Origin of the sequence: Asanoa hainanensis (assembly GCF_900188485.1) — a bacterium.
Taxonomy (GTDB): Bacteria; Actinomycetota; Actinomycetes; order Mycobacteriales; family Micromonosporaceae; genus Asanoa; species Asanoa hainanensis.
Map to the genome: position 1 here is coordinate 230,532 of NZ_FZPH01000001.1, position 19,327 is coordinate 249,858.

General features: G+C 72.9%; 21 protein-coding genes. 9 read left to right on the forward strand and 12 right to left on the reverse strand.

The genetic code is table 11. From position 1 onward, the window contains the following. Positions 1 to 57: 57 nt before the first annotated feature. Positions 58 to 717, reverse strand: coding sequence for a maleylpyruvate isomerase N-terminal domain-containing protein (locus CHC05_RS01130; RefSeq protein ID WP_089243689.1), 660 nt, complete (start codon positions 715 to 717; stop codon positions 58 to 60). A gap of 57 nt (positions 718 to 774) precedes the next feature. Here CHC05_RS01130 and CHC05_RS01135 point away from each other — a divergent pair, with 57 nt between their 5' ends. Further along, positions 775 to 1,257 carry a glycosyltransferase family protein gene (locus CHC05_RS01135; RefSeq protein WP_089243691.1) on the forward strand — a complete coding sequence of 161 codons (483 nt, stop codon included), beginning with the start codon at positions 775 to 777 and terminating at the stop codon, positions 1,255 to 1,257. On the opposite strand, the gene CHC05_RS01140 is transcribed toward CHC05_RS01135, so the two are convergent. Continuing rightward, on the reverse strand, positions 1,238 to 1,681 hold the full coding sequence (locus tag CHC05_RS01140; RefSeq protein ID WP_089243693.1) for a GNAT family N-acetyltransferase: 444 nt from the start codon (positions 1,679 to 1,681) through the stop codon (positions 1,238 to 1,240). The two genes, CHC05_RS01135 and CHC05_RS01140, sit on opposite strands and share 20 nt — an antisense overlap. Before the next feature lie 98 nt (positions 1,682 to 1,779). Here CHC05_RS01140 and CHC05_RS01145 point away from each other — a divergent pair, with 98 nt between their 5' ends. Beyond that, positions 1,780 to 2,352, forward strand: a complete 573-nt coding sequence (locus tag CHC05_RS01145; protein WP_089243695.1) for a DUF4240 domain-containing protein — start codon at positions 1,780 to 1,782, stop codon at positions 2,350 to 2,352. Here CHC05_RS01145 and CHC05_RS01150 read toward each other — a convergent pair. Then, positions 2,347 to 3,144, reverse strand: coding sequence for an endonuclease/exonuclease/phosphatase family protein (locus CHC05_RS01150; RefSeq protein ID WP_089243697.1), 798 nt, complete (start codon positions 3,142 to 3,144; stop codon positions 2,347 to 2,349). The genes CHC05_RS01145 and CHC05_RS01150 overlap by 6 nt on opposite strands. A gap of 197 nt (positions 3,145 to 3,341) precedes the next feature. Between CHC05_RS01150 and CHC05_RS01155 the strand changes: the two genes are divergently transcribed. The 4 genes from CHC05_RS01155 to CHC05_RS01170 are packed head-to-tail and all read left to right on the forward strand — an operon-like array spanning position 3,342 to position 8,288. Further along, complete coding sequence (locus CHC05_RS01155) at positions 3,342 to 4,766, forward strand: IucA/IucC family protein (RefSeq protein WP_245870602.1); 1,425 nt, start codon at positions 3,342 to 3,344, stop codon at positions 4,764 to 4,766. Then, positions 4,763 to 6,355: an IucA/IucC family protein gene (locus CHC05_RS01160; RefSeq protein ID WP_089243699.1), complete on the forward strand. Its 1,593-nt coding sequence runs from the start codon at positions 4,763 to 4,765 to the stop codon at positions 6,353 to 6,355. The genes CHC05_RS01155 and CHC05_RS01160 overlap by 4 nt, the downstream gene beginning before the upstream one ends. Further along, a complete protein-coding gene (locus tag CHC05_RS01165; protein ID WP_089243701.1) occupies positions 6,345 to 7,481 on the forward strand; it encodes an alanine racemase in 1,137 nt (378 codons plus the stop codon). Before CHC05_RS01160 ends, CHC05_RS01165 begins: the two co-directional genes overlap by 11 nt. A gap of 9 nt (positions 7,482 to 7,490) precedes the next feature. Then, the gene (locus tag CHC05_RS01170; RefSeq protein WP_089243703.1) at positions 7,491 to 8,288 is read left to right on the forward strand and encodes a hypothetical protein; all 798 of its coding nucleotides are present in this window, start codon (positions 7,491 to 7,493) and stop codon (positions 8,286 to 8,288) included. Between the two features lie 16 nt (positions 8,289 to 8,304). Here the strand turns inward: CHC05_RS01170 and CHC05_RS01175 are convergent, their stop codons facing one another. From CHC05_RS01175 to def, 4 genes are all read right to left on the reverse strand, one after another. Next, entirely contained in the window at positions 8,305 to 10,383 is a 2,079-nt protein-coding gene (locus tag CHC05_RS01175; protein WP_089243705.1) for a sigma-70 family RNA polymerase sigma factor, read from the reverse strand. Positions 10,384 to 10,542: 159 nt separating this feature from the next. Then, positions 10,543 to 11,391, reverse strand: a complete 849-nt coding sequence (locus CHC05_RS01180; protein ID WP_089243707.1) for an arginase family protein — start codon at positions 11,389 to 11,391, stop codon at positions 10,543 to 10,545. A gap of 10 nt (positions 11,392 to 11,401) precedes the next feature. Next, positions 11,402 to 11,692, reverse strand: coding sequence for a hypothetical protein (locus CHC05_RS01185; protein ID WP_089243709.1), 291 nt, complete (start codon positions 11,690 to 11,692; stop codon positions 11,402 to 11,404). An 11-nt stretch (positions 11,693 to 11,703) separates the two neighbouring features. Next, the gene (def, locus tag CHC05_RS01190) at positions 11,704 to 12,207 is read right to left on the reverse strand and encodes a peptide deformylase (protein WP_089243711.1); all 504 of its coding nucleotides are present in this window, start codon (positions 12,205 to 12,207) and stop codon (positions 11,704 to 11,706) included. A 122-nt stretch (positions 12,208 to 12,329) separates the two neighbouring features. Here def and CHC05_RS01195 point away from each other — a divergent pair, with 122 nt between their 5' ends. Continuing rightward, positions 12,330 to 12,902, forward strand: a complete 573-nt coding sequence (locus CHC05_RS01195) for a histidine phosphatase family protein (protein WP_089244646.1) — start codon at positions 12,330 to 12,332, stop codon at positions 12,900 to 12,902. On the opposite strand, the gene CHC05_RS01200 is transcribed toward CHC05_RS01195, so the two are convergent. Further along, positions 12,874 to 13,344 carry an Lrp/AsnC family transcriptional regulator gene (locus CHC05_RS01200; protein WP_089243713.1) on the reverse strand — a complete coding sequence of 157 codons (471 nt, stop codon included), beginning with the start codon at positions 13,342 to 13,344 and terminating at the stop codon, positions 12,874 to 12,876. The two genes, CHC05_RS01195 and CHC05_RS01200, sit on opposite strands and share 29 nt — an antisense overlap. Before the next feature lie 105 nt (positions 13,345 to 13,449). Here CHC05_RS01200 and CHC05_RS01205 point away from each other — a divergent pair, with 105 nt between their 5' ends. After that, complete coding sequence (locus CHC05_RS01205; RefSeq protein ID WP_089243715.1) at positions 13,450 to 13,800, forward strand: YciI family protein; 351 nt, start codon at positions 13,450 to 13,452, stop codon at positions 13,798 to 13,800. Here the strand turns inward: CHC05_RS01205 and CHC05_RS01210 are convergent. Together CHC05_RS01210 and CHC05_RS01215 are read right to left on the reverse strand one after the other, a co-directional pair. Further along, a complete protein-coding gene (locus CHC05_RS01210; protein WP_425426694.1) occupies positions 13,797 to 14,975 on the reverse strand; it encodes an RNA polymerase sigma factor in 1,179 nt (392 codons plus the stop codon). The genes CHC05_RS01205 and CHC05_RS01210 overlap by 4 nt on opposite strands. Continuing rightward, complete coding sequence (locus CHC05_RS01215) at positions 14,968 to 15,912, reverse strand: helix-turn-helix transcriptional regulator (RefSeq protein WP_179266003.1); 945 nt, start codon at positions 15,910 to 15,912, stop codon at positions 14,968 to 14,970. Before CHC05_RS01215 ends, CHC05_RS01210 begins: the two co-directional genes overlap by 8 nt. Before the next feature lie 63 nt (positions 15,913 to 15,975). Between CHC05_RS01215 and CHC05_RS01220 the strand changes: the two genes are divergently transcribed. Further along, positions 15,976 to 17,094, forward strand: coding sequence for an epoxide hydrolase family protein (locus tag CHC05_RS01220; protein WP_089243717.1), 1,119 nt, complete (start codon positions 15,976 to 15,978; stop codon positions 17,092 to 17,094). Here the strand turns inward: CHC05_RS01220 and CHC05_RS01225 are convergent. Both CHC05_RS01225 and CHC05_RS01230 read right to left on the reverse strand, forming a co-directional pair. Further along, positions 17,077 to 18,219 (reverse strand): acyl-CoA dehydrogenase family protein, encoded by a 1,143-nt coding sequence (locus tag CHC05_RS01225; protein WP_089243719.1) that lies wholly within the window; start codon positions 18,217 to 18,219, stop codon positions 17,077 to 17,079. The genes CHC05_RS01220 and CHC05_RS01225 overlap by 18 nt on opposite strands. Beyond that, entirely contained in the window at positions 18,216 to 19,319 is a 1,104-nt protein-coding gene (locus CHC05_RS01230; protein ID WP_089243721.1) for a M24 family metallopeptidase, read from the reverse strand. The genes CHC05_RS01225 and CHC05_RS01230 overlap by 4 nt, the downstream gene beginning before the upstream one ends. Positions 19,320 to 19,327: the final 8 nt, after the last annotated feature.

Consider the following 19,327-nt stretch of genomic DNA (forward strand, 5'->3'; position numbering starts at 1 on the left):
TCCGGCAGGTACGTGGCCCCGCTCGAGAGGGGCCACGGCCGGACGCCGCCGGGGATCTTAGCCGACGGTCAGCGGGCGCAGTCCCAGAGCGGCGAGCCTGGCCCCGTCGTCGTCCGAGACGGGATGGCGGCCGGTCGCCATGCGCAACACTGCCGCGTCGTCGCCGCCGAGTGTGGCGACCGCGTCCGCCCAGCCCTGACCGAACAGCGTCGGCAGGAGGTGCTCGGTGGCCCCTGCGGTGAGCCACGGTGGGCGTTCCAGGGCGTCGGCGACGTCCAGGCCGTGCACGGCCGTCTCGAACAGGCGGGTGAGGAGGAAGTCGGACAGGAGCATGGCGTCGCCGTGTCGGGTCAGCACGACCCGGTCCGCCGGTTCCCGACGGCAAACCTCGACCACCTCGTCCGCGGCGCGGCGCAGGTCGCCGGCCGGGTCGGAGACGCCACCCCGGTCGTGGGCGGTCCGGACCCGGTCCGCGTTCGCGGCCGCGCTGAACCGCTCGTCGGCGCGGTAGTAGCCGGTCGTGGTCGTGTCGGCCCGGTCCGGCGCGGGCGCGGCCACCATGTCCGGCACGCGGCCCAGCACGGTGACGACGTGGCCGACGACGTCGCGGACGCACCACGGCGTGCACCGGGTCGGCCGGTCCCAGTCCACCTCGGACAGCGCCGCGGCGAACGCGTGGGCCTCGTCGTGGAAAGCGGTCAACGCGGGGGAGTCCATCCCACGCAGGTTAATTGATCATGGCTAGGGCAGGGGAGAGGGCTATGGTTTCCCCGCATGAGGAGGGGGCCGGAGGAGATGGACGCGTTGATTCGGGTGGCCGACGACGGGGTCCTCGGGCGGGGGCGCACCGAGGACTTTCCGATGGTGGCCGCGCAGGCTCTGGCACGCGGTGTCGACTTACCGGCGTTGCGGGAGCTGGCCGGACTCGGGCGCGATGACGTGCGGGACGCCGCGGACCTGTTCGAGCGGGCGATGACGGAGCTCGGTCACCCGCTGCGGGAGGGGGACGCGATCCGGTGGGCGCGGATCCGGGAGGCGGCCACGAGCCTGCTGGAGAAACGCACCGCCCCACCCAACGCGGCCGGGGAGATCGCCGAGCTGCTGCGTACCCTCGATGATCCCGACGGGCGGACCGAGGACTTCGCGTGGCACCTGCACGTCCTGTCCGTGATCTGGGAGGACCATCCCGCCGACCGGCCGGACACGGTCGCCACCATCAAGTCCACTGTGTCCGAAATCATCGGATATCGCCGCTAGGTCGGGCCAGGTATGCCGTCTTCGCGTCCGGGTCGAAGCCGCACGCTCGGTAGAAGGCGTGTGTGGCGGGGGTGCGGGATCCGGTCATCAGCATCGCCTTGTAGCAGCCGGCGTCCCACGCCGCCTGGAGGGTCCCGGCCATGATCTGGCGGCCGAGCCCGGTGCCGCGCAGGGAGGCGTCGACGACGACGTTCTCGACGACCGCGTACGGGGCGCCGCCGCGGGTCAGGTTCGGGATCACGTTCAGGTAGGTCGTCGCGACGACGACGCCGGAGACTTCGAGCACGAACAGGTCGAGCCCGGGCGTCGCCAGGATCCGCCGGAACGTCTCCGCGGCGTCAACCGGCGGCGGGTCCGCGGGGTGCAGCTGCTGATAGAGACCCAGGATCGCCGGGAGGTCGCCCTCCCGTGCCACACGGAACATGCCAGGACACCCCACCAATTATGAGTTGTTCGATAATGCACATTATGTAAACCTGCACCGGAAACGCGAGGTGTCCTCTCGATCTAGGATCCTCACCCATGGACGTCGACCGCTTCTGGGCACTGCTCGCCGAGTCCGCCACCGGCGCGCGCGGCCGCGACGCGCGAGAGGCCTTCTTGCGCGAGCACCTGCTCCGGGCTGACCGCGCCGACCTCCTCGACTTCGTCGCGCACCTCTCCGCGACCCGCGAGCCGGCCAACACCTACCGCCTGTGGCACGCCGCCGACTTCTTCTACGAGGGCTACTGCAGCGGTGACAGCTTCCACTACTTCCAGATGTGGCTCGTCGGTCTCGGCCGCGACGCCTACGACGCCGCGGTCGCCGACCCCGACAGCCTCGCCGCGCACCCCGCGGTGCAACGACTCGCCGCCCTGCCGCAGCCCTGGGCCGACGACGACTACCCGGAGTGGGAAACGCTGGAGTACGTCGCGGTCAATGTCGGCAACGAACGGCCTGACGTCGACGGCGACGTTCGTGATGTGCTCACCGAGGAACGCGGTATCCACCTGCGGTTCGACCCGCACCCCGTCGACGTCGAGTGGCGCCAACCGGACATGGCGCGCGCCTACCCGCGCATGACGGCGTTGTGCGGTCCCCTGCCCCACTCATGATCCATTAAGGGACAGGTCCACGACCAGGGGCCGGTGGTCCGAGACAGCGACCTGCGGAGTCGCCGCTGACACCGTGTGCGGCCATCTGCCCCACCCGCGTGGGTCCGCGAGCACGTGATCGAGCTGGACCCGCGGGCCCGACGACGGGAACGTCGGCAGCCGGCCCAGCGGACGCCACCCCGACGCGACCGAAGCCGGCCCCGCCGGCAGGTTCAGGTCACCGAGCAGAACCCGCGGCGCCGGGTACGTGCGGAGCAGCCGGACCACCTGGCGAAGCTGCCACAGGTTCCAGCCGGGTACGAACGACAGGTGCGTCGCACCCACCGTCACGTCACCCCACGGTGTGTCCAGGACCGCGACCACCAGCGCGCGCGGCTCGTCGCGCAGCAGCATCGGCCGGCCCCGGCCGCCCGGCCCCAGTGCGTAGATCGGCCCCGGCACCGGCGACGGCGAGAGCCGCAGCGTCCGCCACGACCGCACCGGATACCGGCTCACCAGGCCGATGCCGTAGTTGGGCTCGTCGGCCCCGTCGTCGTCGAAGGACAGTGGACGGTACGTCTCCCCCGGCGTCCCCACCACCGCCGCCACGAACCGGTGGGCGACCGCCCCGGACGCCTCGGCCGCGACCGCCGTCAGGTCGAGCGAGCCCGAGCGTGGCTGGAGGCGGTCGACCTCCTGCAGGGCGAGCACGTCGGCGTCGATCGTCGCCACCGCTTCCGCGAACCGGGTCCGGTCGACGATTCCGTCGTCGATGGACCTGCCATGGAGCACGTTGAAGGTCGCCAGGCGCACCTATGCACCCTACGGGGTCGTGTGACAGGGTTGCCGCGTGATCTTCAAGCTCCTGGTCTGCGCCGCGCTCGTGTTCATCCTGATCGGCATGGCGGGCATCTACCTGCGTCGTTCCCGTGACCGCTGACACGTGCGACACCTGCGACACGCGTGCGCCCTGGGATAAAAGGTAAGGCTGCCCTTAGTAGGCTGTGGGGGTGAGTGGCACGACGGCGGAGCCCCTCGGCGGGCCCGACCCGTCGACCACCGCGCGATGGCTGGAAAGCCACCGCCCCGACCTGCACCCCGCCTACCTGCGCGAGCTGCCCGCGGCCCGTGCCGCGATCCGGCACCGCCTGGTCACCGCGATCGCCCGCGAGCACCTGCGGACGCCGTCCCAAACCAGTCAAGATCCAGCCGAGATCCTGCGCGCGGCAGGCCACGAAAGCTTCGCCGCCGAGGTCGACAACAGCGTCGCCAACCTCGCCCTAGCCCAGGCCACCCAGCCGCGCCCCGACGGCGGCCCCCCGGCCCTCACGAGGCCGACCCCACCGCACTGGGAGCAGCTCGTCGTCGACGGCCACCCGCTGCACCCCGGCTGCCGCACCCGCACCGGCATGACCACCGCGGACGTCCTCGCGTACGCGCCCGAGCACCGCACCGTCGTCGACCTCGTCCAGGTCGCCGTGCCCGAGCACCGCTGGCACACCACCGGCGCGGGCCTGCCGCCGCTGCTGCACCTGCACCCCTGGCAGGCCGCCCGGATCGACGACGCGGACCTGCGCCGCGTCGGCACCCGCCGAGCACGGCCGCTGATGTCGCTGCGCACCCTGGCCCCGCTCGACGACCCGACCGTGCACCTCAAGACCGCGATCGACGCCCAGCTCACCAGCGCCGTGCGCACCGTCTCCCCGGCCGCCGTCGAAAACGGACCGAACCTGACCGCATTACTGCAGGACCTGACCCAAAACCTCACGATCCTGCGCGAGTACGCCGCCGGCGCCGTCCTCACCGACGGCCGCCCCGACCGCCGCCTCTCCGTCCTCCACCGCCAGGCACCACCACCGGAGGCCATCCCCGTCGGAGCCCTGTCCGCGCCGTCACCGGCCGACGGTGCGCCCCTCGCCCGCGAAGCCGTCCGCCTCGCCTACAACGGCGACCCAAGAACGTTCCTGGCCGACCTGACCCGCCTGCTCGTACGAGGCCCCCTGGAGCTCCTCGACCGCGGTATCGGCCTCGAAGCGCACGGCCAGAACACCCTCGTCACCCTCCACCACGGACGCCCGGCCACCCTCTACTACCGCGACGTCGGCGGCATCCGCGTCGACCCGAAACGCCTCGAGCACACCGGCGTCACCCCGCCGCCCCTGCACGGCGACCTGACCGCCACCGACCCCGACGAGCCCGAGACGACCGTCCTGGCCGCCCTCACCGTCGTCTTCGGACAGCTCGTCGGCACCCTCGCCGGCGCCACCGACACCGACCCCGCCCACCTGTGGGCCGCCGTCGCCCGCACGGCCGGCGACCTGCTCACCCACCGCGACACCCTGCCGATCAAAGCCACCACCACCATGCGCCTGGCCGCGGACCCCCTGGAGCCCCGCTGGGCGTACGTGCCGAACCCGCTCCTGGAGCACCGGTGAACAGCGATCTCGACCACGCCGCCAGGCACACCGCGCAACGCCTGAACCGGGTCGCGCCCGCGCTCGTCGGGCCGTTCCGCGACGCCCTCCCGCACGCCGCCGCCGTTGTCGGCCGGCGCCTCGCGGGCGCCCTCTACCGGGAGGACATCGGCGACGCCCGCGACCGGTTCGCCGGCCTCGGCCGCCGCCACGGCTTCGACCGCCTCGAGGTCGACAAGCTCGACGACCTGCCCGCCGGGCCCGCCGCCCTGCTCCCACCGGGCCTGCCCGGCGCCGGGAACCTCGCCGAGGAGCTCACCGACGCCACCGTCAACCTCGCCCTCGCGTACGCCCGGGTGCGGCCGCCCGACCCCGGCGCCGACCCCGACGCCCGCGCCCTGGCCTACGAGCGCCTCGCGATCGACGGACACAACCTGCACCCGTGCGGCCGCACCCGCCTGGGCTGGGACACCGCCGACACCCTCCGCCACGACGTCGAAGCCGGCACGACCACGGTCGCGTTCGTCGCCGTACACCCGGACCTGCACGTCGGAGACGACCTCGGCGCCACCCTCGCCGACCTGTACGACGACGCACCGCGCGGCCACCACGTCATACCCGTGCACCAGTGGCAGCGCGACACCGTCCTGCGCCACCGCTACCGGGAGCTCTACGAAGAGGGCCTGCTCCGCGACGTCGACGGCACTCTGGCCGCCGCGCCCACCGCCGCCGTCCGCACCCTGCTGCTCCCACCGGCCCGCGACGGGCACCGCCGCTACCTGAAGCTGTCCCTCGACATCCAGGTCACCTCGACCCGCCGCAGCATCTCCACCGCCAGCACCCGCAACGGCCCGGCGATCTCCGCGCTCCTGCACAAGCTGCTGGCAGAGGACCCGACCGTCCTGCTGCTCGCCGAGACCGCCGGCACCGCGATCAGCCCCGGCACCGGACGGGACGGCTCGGCCATCCTCCGTGACGGCCTCGACGGCCACCTGGCGGACAACGAGACCGCCATCCCGGGAGGCGGCCTCACCGCCGGGGACACCCTCGAAAGGCTCGTCGAACCCGGAGCGGGCAACGCCCTCCGCTTCGTCGGCGACTACGCCCGCCTGCTCCTGCCACCCGTGGTCACCCTCGCCGCCCGCCACGGCATCGCCCTCGAAGCCCACCTCCAGAACTGCCTGCCGACCTTCGTCGACGGCCGCCCGCACCGGATCGTCTTCCGCGACTTCGCCGGCCTGCGCATGTACCTGCCGCGCCTCGCCGACCCGCCACCCCTGTGGCCCGGCTCCGTCATCGCCACCGACGACGTCGACGTCATGCGCGCCAAGCTCGGCTACACCGCCCTGCAAGCCCACCTCGGCGAGCTCGTCGTGCGCCTCACCGAATCCCACGACCTCGACGAGGACCGCGCCTGGCGGGCCATCCGCGACGCCCTCGACGAGGCGTACGAGCCGCTGCTGTCCGACCCGGCCAGCGCCGCCGCGGCCCGCGCCGACCACGCCGCCCTGACCGCACCCACCGCCGCGCACAAAGCACTCGTCCGGATGCGGCTCGCCGGCCACGGCGACCGCTACGTCCCGGTGCACAATCCGCTACATGATCCCTGACCGGGTCGCGGCGGCCCTGCGCGAAGCCCAGCGGCCCGTCTGCGCCTACGTCTACGACCCGGCCGTCGCCACCGACCGGATCACCGCCCTGCGCGAAGCCCTCCCGGCAGGCACCCGCGTCCTCTACGCCGTCAAAGCCAACAGCAACCCCGACCTCGTACGCGAGATCGCCCGACACGCCGACGGCCTCGACGTCGCCTCCGGCGGAGAGCTGGCCCTGGCCCGCGACACCCACGCCAAGGAGATCGCGTTCGCCGGACCCGCCAAGACCGACGCCGAGCTCGCCGCCGCCGTCGACGCCCACGCGATGATCCACGTCGAGAGCGCCCACGAGCTGCGCCGCCTCGCCCACATCGCGGGCGGACGACCCACCCGGGTCGCCCTGCGGGTCAACCGGGCCGCCGACACCCCCAGCGGCACCCACCGCATGACCGGCACACCCACCCCGTTCGGGATCGCCGAAGAAGACCTCGACACACTGCCCCGCGACCTGCCGATCAGCGGCTTCCACCTCCACGCCGTCTCCAACAACCTCGACGCCGCCGCCCACGCCGCGTTCATCGACGACGCCGTCACCTGGTCCGTCGCGACCGCGCGCCGCCTCGGCATCGACCTGACCTACGTCAACGCCGGCGGCGGCTTCGGCATCGACTACACCGGCGACACCACCTTCGACCTGAGCCGCCTCCGCGTCAGAAACCCACCGGAAGGGGTCACCCTCGCGGTGGAGCCGGGCCGCTGGATCGCCGCCGACACCGGCTGGTACGCCGCCGAAGTCATCGACCTCAAACGCAACCACGGCCGCTGGTTCGCCGTCCTCCGCGGCGGCACCCACCACTTCCGGCTACCCGCCGCCTGGGGCTACAGCCACCCCTTCACCGTGCTGCCCGTCGACGACTGGCCCCACCCGTACCCCCGCCCGGAGGTATCGAACGTGGACATCGACGCCACCGGAGAGCTCTGCACCCCCCGCGACGTCCTCACCCGCGGCCAACACGTCGACCACCTGCGCGTCGGCGACGTGCTCGTCTTCGCCCGCACCGGCGCCTACGGGTGGGACATCTCCCACCACGACTTCCTCACCCACCCGTACCCGGAGGTGACGGTCCTGAGCCCCGTGGGTTAGCGTCGCCCCGTGACGCCAACCATCCTGCGCTCCGGCCGCCACGTCCACACCGGACGCCGCCTCGGCCAGGTGATCGGCCGCAAACCCACCGGCGTCACCGCCGGCCAGTGGAACACCGCCGCCAACGTCGTCGTCCACTACCTCGTCACCGACCCCGACACCGACCGGCCCGAGTTCGCCCTGCTCTTCACCCCCGCCGCGGACACCAAGGTCGCCCGCATGACCACCGCCGTCTGCGACGCCGTCGGCCTGCCCCTGCTGCGGATCACCTCACCGACCCTCAGCGCCGCCGAGAACGGCACCCAGATCATCGGCTACATCCTCGACGCCCGGGCCTACGGCGCCGACGCCGACTTCGGCGGCTACCGCGACATCGTCGGCCGCCTCCCCGACGGCCGCACCGGCTACGTCAACGACCTCTCGTCCGTCGCCCGCGCCACCGCCGTCGACGCGTACGCCGCCCGCCAGCTCTTCGACCCCATCATCCGCGGCATCCGCGTCCACTGGACCGGCGGACCCGCCGAAGGCTGGGCCTGGCTCCAACTCCACGAAGGCGGCTACGTCTTCGAACGCGTCCAGCTCGAAGAGCACCGCACCACCTGCGGCGTGCCCGCCGACCGGCTCGCCGAAGACCTCGCCGGCGCCGCCATCGGCCAACGCCTCAAACTGCGCCACAGCGCCCAGCCGGACCTCGTCGACCTCGCGACCATCGAGGCCCGGCTCCGGGAGCTGTCCGCACGCCGCGACGACCTCGTCGACGGCTTCCCCTACGAACACCTGCTCGCCGACCAGCCCGCCGCCCGGTAGAACGGCGCCCGTCGGCTCAGCCCGCCGCCCGATAGGCCGTGCCCATCGGTGTCAACTGGCCGCTCTCCTTGTAGAGGCCCGTGTGGCTGTCACCCGTCGACGGCAGGCCGAACCACGAGTAGCGCTCCACGTACGACAGGCCCTCGAGCATGTCCGTCGCACCGTTGATGAACGCCACCTGCTGCGCGTCCGTCGGATAGTGCGCACCCGACCCGTCGAACCGGATCAGGGCGAACTCCGTCAACCAGATCGGCAGCCCGTACTTCGCGTGCACCTGCTGGATGTAGCCCTTCAGCTGCCCCACGGCCGCCGACGAGAAGTCACCCCCGTACCAGTGCAGGGTGATGAAGTCGACCCGGTAGCCCTTGTCCTTCGCCCCCTTCATGAACGTGTCCAGCCACTTGCCCGAGTCAGCCGCGCCGAACGCCACCGACGGGCTGCCCAACCGCATCCCCGTCGCCTGCAGCTTCGGCCACAGCTCCAACGCCTTCGCCGGCGTCATGTTGGCCTGCTCGGCCATATCCGGCTCGTTGAACCCCAGCAGCGTGTCACCCTCCCGCTTCGCCTGCGCGAGAGTCGAGTCCGTCGCGTTCGCCGTGCCCCAGATCATCGGCACGAACTCGACACCCGACGCCGGCATCCGGTCGTTGTTGGCGCCCCAGTTGTAGTACCACGAGGCTCCGACAGCTTTCAGGCCCGCGCTCACCTTCGGGAAGTCCCAGACCGCCGCACCCTTCTTCTTCGTCGTCCCGGTCGGCGGCAACGGCGCCTTCGCCGGCTTCTTCACGGGCGGCTTCGCGGTGGGCGAGACCGTCGCCGACGGCACGGCCGTCGGACTCGGCGTCGCATCAGGGGATACGAGCGGCGACGCGCTGACGCTCACCGGAGGCAACACCGCCGCGGCGGGCACCGCGTCCCCGTTGTTCCGGACCACGCCGAACGTGACCACCGCCGCCGTCGCCACCGCGACCGTCGCGACCGCGGCCGCCACCGGCTTGCTGATCAGGAACCCCTTCACCAACCAGCCCGCACTCTTGGCGGCAGTGCTCGCGGCCCCCACGGCACCGGAGCCGCCTGCCCCCGTGGCAGCGGCCCCCACACCCGTCGAGGCGGCGCCGCCGCCCAGGCCCGGCATCGCCGCCGTCGCGGCCGCCTCGGCACCCCAAGCACCCGCGGCGGTGCTCCCGGCGCCCGCGGCGGTGCCTCCCGCTCCGGCTGTCCCGGCACCGGTCCAGGCGGCCGCACCGCCGGTCGCGGCCGTCCAGCCCGCGCCACCGATCGCACCGCCCACCGCACCACCGGCGGCACTGATCGAAGCCGCCACCAGGCCCGCGGCCGGCGCGACCAGGCCGATGCCCGCCAGCAACCGCTCCGCCGCCACAAGCTGCTCCGACGCCGGCCCGCAGTACGCGCACTCCCGGATGTGCCGGGCCAGCCGCTTGCGCCACAACGCGTCCGGATGCCCGGACCAGCCCACCAGAACCCCGACGAGCTCCGGGCAGCGCGGACGACTCGACAACGCCCGCACCACCGTCCGGGCCGTGTCGAGGGTCGCCTTCATCCGCTGGACACGTACCGCCGCGTGCTGGTTCGTCACCCCCAACGACTGCGCCAGCTCGTCCCGGGTCAGCTCGCCGGAGGTCTCCAGCCACCACAGCGACAGCAGCTCCTGGTCGTCCTGGTCGAGCCACCTGGTCGCCTCGACGACCTCACGCCGCTGACCGGACAGCTCCAGCCGAAGAATCGTCAGGTTCGCGAAGTCCGCCGCCGGGTCCGTCACGTCGTCGGTGCCGGGGTAGCCGAACTGACCGGCCTGCCGCGCGCGATAGGGGTCCGCCTGCCGGTCCCGCACCTGCCGCACCGCGATCGCGACCAGCCACGCGCGGAAGCTCGCCGGGTCGCGCAGCCCCCGCAGCCCCGTGACACAGCGCAGCATCGTCTCCTGCACCACGTCGTCGACGTCGGCGTGCCCGTCGAGCGCGCGTCCGACGACGTTGTAGACCAGCGGTAGGTATTCCGCCACGAGCCGTTCGACCGCCCGCGGATCACCGTCCTGAGCGGCGAGCACCAACGCCCGCTCGTACCCTTCGCGCATCGCACCTCTCCTTGAAGCCGCCCCATCGTGGCGCACAGGAGACGACCGGGGCGACGGCGGGATAACACAATTAAGGGATCCCTAGGACTTCCGCGACCGTGCGTAGCGCCATCGGCGCTGGCTTGTCATCGCGACTGGCCGCACACCCTGTAAGGCGTCCTAGGATGCGAGGTTGGCGATCAGGTCGGCCCGGATGGCGGCGTCCTGGTCGGAGGCCGCCGGATGCCAGGGGCAGGCCACGTCGAGCGCCACGACCCGACCGGTCGCCATGACCCGCCGGACGGCCGCGAGCACGGCCTCCGTAGAAGGGCCGTGCGGCGCCGGGAAGAGCAGCCCGGGCAGCTCAGCGGCGTCGATCACGTCCACATCGACGTGCAACACCAACGGCCCGTCCGGCAGGTCAGCCGCGTCGGCACCCGGCCTCCACGGACGGGCCGGGGCGGCTCCGGCCGCCAGCGTCCGCGGACCGGCCAGCGGCAAGGCTGTGTCCGGCATGCGCGGGCGAGCCACGGCGTCGACGACGACCCGGGCGGGACCGTCGGTGGCCAGGTAGGTGGCCTCGGCCGGGTCGAGGTCGCGGGCGTCCACGAGGAGCGCCTGGTCCGTTGTGAGCGGCCGCAGGCCGAGCGGGACGGCGACCAGGTCGGCGTGCGCCCCCAGGAGCAGCCGCAGCGACAGGCCGCCGAGGTAGCCGGAGGTCGTGGTCTCCAAAGTGTGCACGTCGCCGTGGGCGTCGAACCAGACGACGCCGGCGTCGATCCCGGCCCGCTGCACGCCGGCGACGGTGCCGAGGGCGACCAGGCAGTCGCCGGAGACCACAGTCGGGATCGCGCCCGCGCTGACCTCGGCTGCCACCCTGTCCGCCACGGCGCTGTGCAACGCGGTGAGCCGGTTCCAGACGGTGCCGTCGGGCAGGACCGGCTCAAGGGTCTGCGCGCCCTCCGGGACCGGGAGATGCCCGTCGGCGAGCCGCTCGTCCTGGTGGAAGGGAACGTGGAGGGTCGGCACGCGGTGCGGCCTACCCACGACTCACTTCCCAGCGGCGCACGCGCTCGCGGGCCTTGTCGAGGTAGCCATGACCGCGGACTGTTCCTCTGCCGCGTTCCTCGGCGAGGTACCGCTGCTCGGCGCCGAGGAGGGCCAACAGCGGATCCGGCCCGTGCATGAACCGCGGCCACACCACAGCGCCGGCCGGCCCGACAAAGTCGACGCGGTGCGCGTCACCGTCGCGACTCACGAGAAACGCCAGCCCGTCCTCGGCGACGAGAGCCCGCGCTTCCAACGCCAGCGGATGCTCGTCGATGTCCACAGGACCAGACTTTACGTAATGCGGCGGGCCCAGGGGGTCGCGCGGATCTCGCGAAGCGCCTCGCGGCGGGTCTGACCCTTGAGGCCGTCCACGTACAGGCGACCGTCGAGGTGGTCCGTCTCGTGCTGCAACGCCCGGGCCAGGAACCCCGTGCCCGACACCGTCAGCGGCTCGCCGTGCTGGTCGAAGCCCGTCACCGTCGCGTGCAGGGCCCGCGGGGTCGGGAAGAACAGCTCCGGAATGGACAGGCAGCCCTCGTCGCCGTCCTGGAGCTCCTCCGACACCGTGAGGGTCGGATTGACCACATGCCCGCGCTGGCCGTCGGCGTCGTAGACGAACACGCGCGCGCTGACGCCGATCTGGTTGGCGGCGACGCCGGCCCGGCCGGGCTCGCCCAGCAGCGTGTCCATCAGGTCGGTGACCAGGGAACGCAGCTCCGCGTCGAAGGAACGGACCGGATCACACTCGGCGCGCAGCACCGCGTCCCCGATGAGCCGGATCGGCCGGATGGTCATGCGCCGAACCCTATCCCCTCCCCCGCCGCCGGTTGATCTCTGTACCAGGGCACACCCTCTAAGGCATCCTAGGATGATGATTCGGTCGCCGCGCCAAGCCGGGAAACGGTTGGATGGACGGCATGGCGGAGATCGTCCTGGTCCGGCACGGGCAGACCGAGTGGAGCCTGACCGGGAAACACACCTCGTACACCGACGTCGAGCTGACCCCCGACGGTGAGCGACAGGCCCGCGAGATCGGCGAGCGACTCGCCGGCCGCTCCTTCGCCGCGGTGATCAGCAGTCCGCGGCTGCGGGCGGTACGCACCGCGGAGCTCGCCGGACTCGACGTCACCGAGCTCGACGACGACCTGGCCGAGTGGAACTACGGCCGGTACGAGGGGATCACCTCGGCCGAGATCCACGAGAACCACGACCCGAAGTGGTCGCTGTGGACCGACGGCGCACCCGGCGGTGAGCAACCCGAGCAGGTCGGCGCCCGGGTCGACCGGGTGATCGCCAAGGCGGCCAAGCTGCTCGACCAGGGTGACGTGGCACTGGTCGCACACGGCCACCTGCTGCGGGTCGTCGGCGCCCGGTGGATCGGGCTCGGCCCCGACGGCGGCGGCCTGCTCAAGCTGGACACCGCGACCCTGTCCGAGCTCGGGTTCGAGCACGGACAGCGCGTCATCCAGCAGTGGAACTCGGGTCGCTGAGGGACACCTTCGGGACCCGGCCCTCGTACGGCGTCGACAGCACGACGGTCGTGCGGTGCGTGACGTTGGCCGCCGTCCGGATCTCCTGCAGCACCCGCTCCAGGTCGGCCGGGCCCGCCACCCGCACCAGCAGCAGGTAGAAGTCGTCGCCGGCGACCGAGTAGCACGACTCGATCTCCGGGATGTGCGCGAGCCGCTCCGGGGCGTCGTCGGGCTGCGACGGGTCGAACGGCCGGATCGCCACGAACGCCGCCAGGGGCAGGTCGATCGCGTCGTACGCCACCTTGGCGGTGTAGCCCTTGATCACGCCGCGCTGCTCCAGCCGGCGGACGCGCTGGTGCACCGCCGACACCGACAGCCCCACCCGTTCCGCGAGGTCGGTGTAGGACAGCCGGCCGTCGGCGGTCAGGGCTGCGACGATGGCGCGGTCAATGTCCTCCACGGCAGAGAAAATACCGGCCGGCGAGCGCGACGGCGATGTCGATCCCGCCATGGTGCCGTTCGTCATCCTCCGACACAGTCCGTACGAAGCCGGAAAGGCGAGCAGATGCGCTACGTGATGATGATTTGCGGACCCGAGTCCAACTGGACCGGGCCAGGGATCGACGAGCTGATGGCGACCGTCGAGAGCTGGTGGGAGAAGTGGCACGCCGAGGGCGTGGTCGTGCAGGGCGGCGCCGAGCTCCAGCCGGTCAGCACCGCCAAGACGGTGCGGCGGGGCGCTGACGGGAAGGCCGTGGTCACCGACGGCCCGTACATCGAGCTCAAGGACGTGGTCGGCGGGTTCGTCCTGCTGGAGGCCGACACGATCGAGGACGCGGTCGCCGTGGCCGCGACCTGGCCCGGCATCGAGGCGGTCGGCGACCAGGTCGAGGTCCGCCCGACCACCGGCCGCTAGCCCTCCAGCGCGGCGAGGCGGCGGCGCAGCAGGTCCCGTTCGGCGTCGTTGGTGGCCAACGCCAGCGCGCGCCGGCTGGCCTCCGCCGCCTCGCCGGTGCGGCCCAGCTTGACCAGCAGGTCGGCCCGGGTCGCGTGCCACATCCGATAGCCGGAGAGGCGTCCTGAGAGGGCGTCGACCTCGGCGAGGGCCACGGACGGCCCGTCGACGAACCCGGTCGCCACCGCCCGGCCCAACGCCGCGACCGGCGACGGACGCAGCGCGAGCAGCCGGTCGTAGTGGCCGCGCACCGCCGCCCAGTCGGTGTCCGCGTAGGACGGCGCCAGCGCGTGCTGGACCGCGATCGCCGCCTGGAGCTGGTACGGCCCGGGAGCGCCGAGGGCCACCGCCTGCCCGAGCCGGCGTACCCCCGCGAGGATCATGGACCGGTCCCATCGCGACCGGTCCTGGTCGGCGAGCAGCACCAGGCGGCCGGCGGCGTCGACCCGGGTCGCGGCCCGGGCCTCGTGCAGGGTGAGCAGGGCGGCGAGGCCGGCCGCCTCGGGCTCGCCGGGCATCAGGTCGGCGAGCTGGCCGGCCAGCTCGAGGCCCTCGCGGGCCAGGTCCCGCCGGACGGCGTCGTAGCCCTGGTTGAACACCAGGTACACGGTGGCCAGCACGGCCGGCAACCGGTCAGGCCGCTCGTCGGGCCCCGGCACCGTGAAGGAGGCGCCGCGCAGGGCCCGCTTGGCCCGCACGAGCCGCTGGGCCATCGTGGCGGTCGGCACGAGGTACGCGGCCGCGATCTCGTCGGTGGCCAGCCCGCTGACCGCGGACAAGGTCAGCGCCACCTGGGACGGCTCGCTCAGGGTCGGGTGGCAGCAGGCGAAGATCATGGCGAGCCGGTCGTCGCCGGTCGGTGCGGCCGGCGGGTCGAGGTCCAGGGCCTTGGCTCGGCCGGTGGCCTCGCGGCGCAGCACGTCGAGGGCCTTGCGCCAGGCGGTGGTGACGAGCCAGCCGGCGAGGTTGTCCGGCACACCATCGACCGGCCAGCGCCGCAACGCCTCCCCGACGGCGTCCTGCAAGGCCTCCTCGGCCCGGTCGAGGTCGCCGCCGAGCCGCCGCGCGAGGACGGCCCGCATGCCGGGAGCGTCGGTCCGCCAGACCGCGTCCAGAGCGGCGACCGCGTCAGCCACGAGCCGCCGCCGCCCGGGAGGCCCGCCCGCCGAGCTCGGCCAGGTGCGCGATCAGCTCAGGCGGCTCGTGGACCTCGAACTCGCAGCCCAGGGTGAGCAGCCGCCACGCCAGGTATTCCAGGGTGTCGGCGTGCCCGCGCAGCAGGCAGCGGTCCGGACCGAGCGGGGTCAGGTCGCCGATGCGGCCCGCGAGCCGGGACGCCGGCGCGTGCAGGGTCGCCACCGCCTCGTACACGGGGGCAAACTCGGTCAGGGACGCGGTCACGAAGGCCGCGGCGTCCCGGGAAGGGAGGTCGCGCGGCGCGAACCGCACCCCGGTCGGCTGCGGCGGCGCGAGCCGGTCGACCCGGAAGACCCGCCAGTCGGCGCGGTCGAGGTCGTAGGCGACCAGGTACCAGCGGCGGCCCGCCGACACGAGCTTGTGCGGGTCCGCGTGCCGCTCAAGAGAGGTGCCGTCATGCCGGGTGTACGCGAACCGCAGCCGCTCCCGCCCGGTGATCGCGGTGGCCAGCGACGCCAGCACGGACGGGTCGGCCGCCGGCTGCCCCCAGGTGAGCAGCGGTTCCGTGGCCCGGCCGAGGGCGCCGACCCGCTGGCGCAGCCGGGCCGGCAGCACCTGCTCGAGCTTGGCCAGGGCCCGCACGGAGGCCTCCTCGACGCCGGCGGCCGCGTGCGCGCGCAGCCCGACCGCGATCGCCACCGCCTCCTCGTCGTCGAGCAGCAGCGGCGGCATGGCCTTGCCCGCCACGAGCCGGTAGCCGCCGACCGCGCCCATCGTCGCGTGCACCGGGTAGCCCAGGTCGCGGAGCTTGTCGACGTCGCGGCGGATGGTGCGCAGGCTGACCCCGAGCCGGCCGGCGAGCTCGCTGCCCGGCCACTCGCGCGGGGTCTGCAGCAGCGACAGCAGGCTCAGCAGCCGCGCGGGGGTGTTCGACATGGCCCCCAGAATGCCAGCCATGTGTGACATCAGCTGACCTACATGGCTTCTAGCGTGGTCCGCATGACGCCTTTCCGGATCGACATCCCCGACGCCGACCTCGACGACCTGCGCGACCGCCTGGTCCGCGCCCGCTGGCCCCGCCAGCTTCCGGGTGACGGCTGGAGCCGCGGCGTCCCCGTCGACTATTTGCGTGACCTGGCCGGCCACTGGGCCACGACGTACGACTGGCGGGCGCACGAGGCCCGCCTCAACGAGTTCCCGCAGTTCGTCACGGAGCTCGACGGGCTGGCGGTGCACTTCCTGCACGTGCGCTCCCGCGCAGAGGACGAACTGCCCCTGCTGCTTACGCACGGCTGGCCGAACTCGTTCGTGGAGTTCACCGACCTGATCGGGCTGCTGACCGACCCGGCCGCCGACATGCCCTTCCACGTCGTCGTGCCGTCGGTGCCCGGCTTCGGGTTCTCGGAGGCGGCGCCAGAGATGACGGTCGAGCGCGTCGCCCGGATGTGGGCGACCCTGATGGACCGGCTCGGCTACACCCGCTATGGCACCCAGGGCGGCGACCTCGGCGCCTACGTCGCGCCCGAGGTCGCCAAGGTCGCACCCGAGCACGTGGTCGGCGTGCACATCGACGGCGGCTTCGGCTTCCCGACGGCGGCCGACGTGCCGGGCATGGACGAGGCCGAACGGGCCGAGTGGGACCAGATGCAGCAGTGGATGGGCGGCGGCAACGACCATCACGCGCTGCTGCGCACCGCCCCGCAGACCATGGCGTACGCGTGGAACGACTCCCCGGTCGGCCTGCTGGCCTGGCTGACCCACAAGTTCAAGGAGTTCGCGTTCCTGGCCGAGACCCCCGACCAGGTCATCGACCGGGATCTGATGCTGACCAACGCGAGCCTGTGGTGGTTCACCGGCACGGCGGGGTCGTCGTCGTGGCCGATGTACGAGCGCGTCACGCTGGCCCCCGACGGCGGTTTCGCCTGGCCCAAGGGCCAGAAGAAGGTCCCCTCCGGCGTGTACGGCGGCGGCTCGCCGCTGATGCGTCGCCTCGCCGAGCGGGACAACACGATCGTGCACTGGCCGGAGGGGAACCCGGGCAACCACTTCGTGGCGATGGAGCAGCCGCGCGCACACGCGGCCGACATCCGGGCGTTCTTCTCAGCCTTTCGCGAGTGACCGGGCCACGACCATCCGCTGGATCTGGTTCGTACCCTCGACGATCTGGAGCACCTTCGCCTCGCGCATGTAGCGCTCGACCGGGTGGTCCGCGACGTAGCCGTACCCGCCGAGGACCTGGACCGCGTCGGTGGTCACCTTCATCGCGACGTCGGTGGCGAACAGCTTGGCCTTGGCGGCCTCGACGGAGTAGGGCCGGCCGTGGTCGCGCAGCCGGGCCGCCGACAGGGTCAGCGCGCGGGCCGCGGACACCTGGGTGGCCATGTCGGCGAGCATGAAGCCGAGGCCCTGGAACTCGATGATCGGCGAGCCGAACTGCTCGCGCTCGCGGGCGTACTCCGTCGCGTAGTCGAGAGCCGCCTGGGCCAGCCCGACGGCGCAGGCGGCGATGCCGAGCCGGCCGGAGTCGAGGGCCCGCAACGCGATGCCGAACCCGGTGCCTTCGTCGCCGACGAGCCGGTCGGCGGGCACGCGGACGCCGTCGAACGCGATCTGTGAGATCGGCGAGGCGTGCAGGCCCATCGTGCGCTCCGGCGCCTGCGGCACGATCCCCGGCGTGTTGGCGTCGACCAGCAGGCAGGAGATGCCGCCGGCGCCGGGGCCACCCGTGCGGGCGAACACGTTGAAGAAGTCGGCGTCGTGCGCGTGGGTGATCCACGCCTTGGTGCCGTCGACCACGTACGCGTCGCCGTCGCGGACCGCCTTCGTGCTCAGCGACGCCGCGTCGGAGCCACCCTGCGGCTCGGAGAGGCAGTAGGCGCCCAGCAGCTCGCCGCCGAGCATGTCGGGCAACAGCTTGCGCTGCTGCTCGCTGCCGGAGCTGGCCACCGGATAGCAGGCCAGGGTGTGCACGCTGACGGCCTCGGCGGCGACCAGCCAGCGCGACGCGAGGATCTCCAGGACCTGGAGATACACCTCGTACGGCTGCCCGCCGCCACCGACCTCCTCGGGGTACGGCAGGCCGAGCAGCCCGGCGCGGCCCAGGGTGCGGACCAGCTCGCGCGGGAACTCCTTGCGCGCCTCGTATTCCGCCGCCCGGGGCGCGAGCTCGCGGTCGGCCAGCTCGGTGGCGAGGTCCAGGAGATCTCCGGCTTCCTCGGTGGGCAGGATGCGGTCGATGGTCATAGTTCGGCCAACTCCGTGGGTGTGGTGTTAAGGACGTCTACGCCCCCGTCGGTGCAGACGACGATGTCTTCGATGCGGGCGCCGTGCCGGCCCGCGAGGTAGATGCCCGGCTCGATCGAGAACGCCATGCCGGGCTCCAGGGGCCGGTCGTTGCCGGCCACGATGTACGGCTCCTCGTGCCCGTCGAGGCCGATGCCGTGCCCGGTGCGGTGCAGGAACGCGGGCCCGTAGCCGGCGTCGGCGATCACGTCGCGGGCCGCCGCGTCGACCTGGGCACAGGTGACACCGGGACGCACGGCGGCGACCGCCGCGCGCTGGGCGGTGTGCAGCACCGCGTACCAGGCGGCCACGTCGGCCGGCGGTGCACCGACCACATAGGTGCGGGTCGAGTCGGAGCAGTAGCCGGACGGCATCGTGCCGCCGATGTCGACCACCACGGGCTCGCCGGCCCGGATCACCCGGTCGGAGAGGGCGTGGTGGGGGCTCGCGCCGTTGGGCCCGGACGCGACGATCACGAAGTCGACGGTGGCGTGCCCGGACTCGATGATCGCCTCGGCGATGTCGGCGCCGACCTGGCGCTCGGTGCGGCCCGGCAGCAGCCACTCGGCCATCCGGGCGTGCACGGTGTCGATCGCCGCTCCGGCGGCGCGCAGTGCCTCGACCTCGGCGGGCGACTTGCGCATCCGCAGCTCGTCGAGGATCTCGCCGGCCAGGCGCTGCTCGGCGGTCGGGAGGGCGGCGCGGAGGCCGAGGACGTGGGCGGCCCACATGCGGTCGCTGAGTGCTAGGACACTCAGCGGCCCGTCGAGGGCCTCGACCACGAGGGGGTACGGGCTGTCGCCGTCCTGGTGGTCGACGATCTTGAGGTGTTGGGTCGCCACCTCGGCCGCGGGCCGCTCCAACGTCGGCACCACCAGGGTCGGCTCGCCCCGGGCCGGCAGCACCAGGCAGGTCAGGCGCTCCTGGGCGTGCGCGTCGTAGCCGGTCAGGTAGCGCAGGTCGGAGCCGGGCGTGACGAGCAGCGCGTCGAGGCCGACGGCCGCGGTCGCACGCTGGGCGGCCACGAGCCGCTCGGGTGGGTACAGCTCCGCGTTGAGCACGCCTCAAG